This is a genomic window from Mycobacterium sp. TH-M106, assembly GCF_057473765.1.
Genome location: NZ_JBYCLE010000380.1, coordinates 1 through 4108, shown reverse-complemented (window position 1 = coordinate 4108; position 4108 = coordinate 1). Strand labels below are relative to the sequence as shown.

Annotated in this window: 3 protein-coding genes and 1 pseudogene; 1 reads left to right on the top strand and 3 read right to left on the bottom strand. The window is 68.5% G+C overall.

The window, feature by feature from the left end; genetic code table 11:
• The 3 genes from AC2VOP_RS13630 to pstS all read right to left on the bottom strand — a co-directional run.
• A partial coding sequence (locus AC2VOP_RS13630) for a cation efflux transmembrane domain-containing protein (protein WP_486961463.1) occupies window positions 1–693 on the bottom strand: 693 nt, incomplete at its 3' end.
• Window positions 694–820: 127 nt separating this feature from the next.
• A complete protein-coding gene (locus tag AC2VOP_RS13625; protein WP_486961462.1) occupies window positions 821–2707 on the bottom strand; it encodes a serine/threonine-protein kinase PknD in 1887 nt (628 codons plus the stop codon).
• A complete protein-coding gene (pstS, locus tag AC2VOP_RS13620; RefSeq protein WP_486961461.1) occupies window positions 2704–3813 on the bottom strand; it encodes a phosphate ABC transporter substrate-binding protein PstS in 1110 nt (369 codons plus the stop codon). Before pstS ends, AC2VOP_RS13625 begins: the two co-directional genes overlap by 4 nt.
• Window positions 3814–3896: 83 nt before the next feature.
• On the opposite strand from pstS, the pseudogene AC2VOP_RS13615 reads away from it, so the two are divergent.
• A pseudogene (locus tag AC2VOP_RS13615) lies at window positions 3897–4108 on the top strand (phosphate ABC transporter substrate-binding protein PstS); the annotation flags it as partial.

Below are 4108 nucleotides of genomic sequence, written 5' to 3'. Positions count from 1 at the left end.
GCCGCGCCACGACCGGAAGCCCTGCCACACCGCGGCCCCGGCCACCCCCAGCCCGATCACCGGGTCCAGCCACCAACCACCGGGCCAGTCGGCGGTGACCGCCAGCCCGATCAGCACCGCAGCAGCCTGAATTGCACACAGATAGTTCTGCACGCCCTCACCCGCAGTGGCCGCCGATACCAGCCGGGCGCCGAGCCGCCGCTGCGCGCGGCCCAGGACCGGCATGACCACCACCGCGGCCACAGTCACCGCGACACCGAGCACGCTGGCCTCGGCGTGCTGCCGCCCGAACAGATGATGCGCGGATTCGGCGGCGATATAGGGGGCGGTCAGCCAAAACGACACCGCCACACCGATCTGGGCGCGTCGCTCGGCGGTCTCGGACAGGGTGCGCGCACCGGTGAAGCGCCAGATCACCACCGCCCCGGCCAACCACTCGGGAATGCTGCCCAGCGCCCAGCCGGTCAACGCGATCGAGCCGGCGACCAGGCCCTGCCACAGGCCCACCGTGCCTTCCACGGCCACCAGCACCAGGCTGAACCAGGCTAACCGGCGCGCCCACTGCGCGGCGCGCTGCCAGTCGCCGTCCCTTAACGGGTGTGCATGACCCGACACCACACAGCCGGCACCGTCGATGCCGCCGTCGACCACACCGGCCGGGCCGTCGACAGGACCGAGCGCGGAACTGACCATCCGAAGATGCTACCGCCAACCCGGCAAGGGCCACCCTCGCCGCGCTCGGCACCGAGCCGACTGCCGACCTGCGGGCCGTGCCGGTCCCGCCTCAGTCGGACGGCGAAGGCTCGATCGCCGACAAACACTACTGCGTCGCGAGCTTCACCACCCGGTTGTTGCCGCGGTCGGCGACGTAGATCTGTTCGTCCCGCCCGTTTTTCGCGTCCTTGTCCACCGCCACGGCCAGCGGGGCGTTGAGGCCGGTGAACGGCACCACAGACGGGATCGCTGACCCGACCGCCGACTTCACCACCTTATTGGTGTCGCGTTCGGTGACATAGACATTGCCGGCAGTATCCACCGAAACACCCCAGGGCGTGGCGATACCAGTGAGCGGCAGCGCGACCGGGCCAGCCGGGGCAGCCGATCCCTGCCCCAGTTTGAGCACCCTGTCGTTGCCGGTATCGGTGACGTAGACACTGCCGGCGCTGTCCACCGCCACACCGTGCGGGCGGTCGAGGTCACCGAACGGCAACACCGTCTGGGCGTTCGCGCCGGCCGCCAACTTCACCACCCGGTCGTTGCCCCGGTCGGCGACGTAGACGTTGCCGTCCGAGTCCACCGCCACCCCCTGCGGGTTGTCCAGACCTCTGAACGGCAGCACCGCTGGGCTTTCCGACCCGGCCGCCAGCTTCACCACCCGATCACTGAAGTCGGCGACGTACACGGTGCCGGCGTCGTCCACCGCCACCCCCTGGGGTTCGTGCAGACCAGTGAACGCCAGCACGGTTGGTTGGACGGATCCGGACGGCAACTTCAGCACGTGGCCACTCATGCCCTGACTGGTGACATACACGGTGCCGTCGACGTCGACCGCCACCCCGCCCGGAGAGAGGCGGTAGTCAAGCCCGGTGAACGGCAATACGGTTTGCGCGGGCGCGGCCACCGACGACGGGTGCGACGGCCGGGTGCCCAGGTATCCGGCCGCCGCGACGACAACGACGGCGACGAACGCCGCGGCGCCGAGCAAGACCGGCTTGCAGTTGCGTCGCGGCCGAGACACCGCCGGCAGCGGGTGAACCACAGCCGCGGCAGAGCCGGCCGGCGCGGATACCGCCTTGCCTGCCTGATCGGGTTCGCAACCGGGCTCAGACCCGGGTTCAGTTTCGGCTAACGCGTCCCCGGCGGCGGCGGCCAGCTCACCGGCGCTGCGATAGCGATCCGCCGGTTTTTTGGCCAGGCCCTTGGCGATCACCTCGTCGAAGGCCGTGGGTACCCGCCCGGGCTGCAACTGGCTGGGTTTCGGCGGCGACGCGCTCAGATGTGCGGCCAGCGCCTGTTCCACGCTGTCGGCCGGATACGGGGGCGACCCGGTCAAACACTGCGACAGCACACCGGCCAGTGCATAGACGTCGCAACGATGGGTGACGGCGTCGCCGGTGAAACGCTCCGGGGCCATGTAGCGCAAGGCCTCGACGGCGGTCCCGACCTGTGTCAGCCCCGGGTCGGCGGCAGCGCGGGCGATACCCAAATCGGTCAGGTAGGCGAAGTCACCACCGTCACGACCGGTGACCAGGATGTTCTCCGGTTTGACATCGCGGTGTATCACACCGGCGTGGTGTGCGGCGTCCAGCGCGGCGGCGACCTGGGCCACGATGGCCACCGCCCGTGCCGGGCTCATCGGCCCGAAGCGCCCCAGCAGCGTCGCGAGATCGGTGCCGTCGATCAGCGGCATCTCCACATACACCGTGCCGTCGACCTCGCCGTAGGCGTGCATGGGCACCAGATGCGGCTCGGTGAGCAGCCCCCCGACCTCCGCCTCGCGCTGCATCCGCAGCCGGAACACCGGACTGGCGGAGAACCGCTCCGAGATCAACTTCACCGCCACGACGCAGTGGCCGGGGGTGTCGGTGATGCGCTCAGCCGCATAGACCGCGCCCATCCCGCCGCGGCCCAGCAGCCGCACCAATTGATACGGGCCGAACCGCGACCCCTCTCGCGAATCCGGCTCGTTCTCGTCACCGCCGATCACGAGATCGCATTCACCGCCGTCAATAGCCTCGATGTGAACGACTCCGGCAGCGAAATGGACCCGTACTGGTCCAAGCCCTCCTGCCCCGGACCGATCGCAGCCTGCATGAACGCCTTCACCGCCGAGCCGGTGGCGGCGTCCGGATACTTCGAGCAGACGATCTCGTAGGTCGCCAGCACAATCGGGTAGGCACCAGCCTGAGTCGGCTTGTAGAACGACGACGTGTCCAGCACCAGATCATTGGCCTGCCCGCCCTGACCGGAGAACTTGGCCGCAGCGATCGTCTTGCCGACGGAGTCGGTGGAGATCCCCACCGGATCGGGGCCCGCCGACGTGATGATCTGCGCCATGTGCAGCTGCTTGCCCACCGCAAACGACCACTCGTTGTAGGTGATCGAGCCGTCAGTGTTCTGCAGCGCGACCGACGTGCCGTTGTTCCCCGCGGCACCCTCACCGGCAGCCCCGCTGAACGTCTCACCGACGCCCCTATCCCAGGCGCCGTCGGACGCGCCGTCAAGATACTGCTGAAAGTTCGCGGTTGTGCCTGACTTGTCGCTGCGGAAGACCACGTGGATGGGTATGGCGGGCAAGGCAATACCTACGTTGAGGGCCACGATCGCCGGGTCGTTCCACATGGCGATAGCGCCGCTGAAAACCTTCGCCACCGTGGGCCCGTCCAGGCTCAGCGAGTCCACCCCGTGGATGTTGTAGGTGACCGCGATCGGGCCGAACACCGTCGGCAGATCCCACGCCGGTGACCCGCACCGCGCCGCCGCCTGGCTCTTCGACTGATCCAGCGCCACATCGGACCCGGCCAGGTCGGTTTCGTTTTTGACGAAGGCCTCCACCCCGGCGCCGGAGCCGTTCGCGTTGTAGTCCAGGGTGTGGCCGGGGCACGCCCGGATATAGGCGTAGACGAATTGCTCGATCGCGTTCTCCTGCGCGGTCGAGCCGCTGGCACGCAGCCCGCGCTTGCCTCCGCAGGTCACCGGCGCCGACGAGGTGTCCGACGATCTCGGGTTGCCGTTGTTGCCACCGCACGCCGAAAACACCAGTACACCTGTCATCAGCAGGCCCAACGCGACACCCCACCGGCTGAACGTCACGGTACACGACCCTACCGTGACGCGGACGTAGCATGTCGTTGATGCAGGCTGACTCTCTCGACCAACTCCCCACGGGTGAGTTCGTGAAAATTCGGTGGCGCAAGCTGTTGGCCGTGTCGGCCGTCGCGCCATTGGTGCTGGCGGTGATGCCTGCAGCGGCCTGCGGTTCGAAATCGACCAATGGTTCGTTGAACGCCGCGCCGGGCGCCGGTGTCGCCACCGCACCGGCGACCTCGGACGTGGCGCTTTCGGAGACCGGCAGCACGCTGCTATACCCGCTGTTCAACCTGTGGGG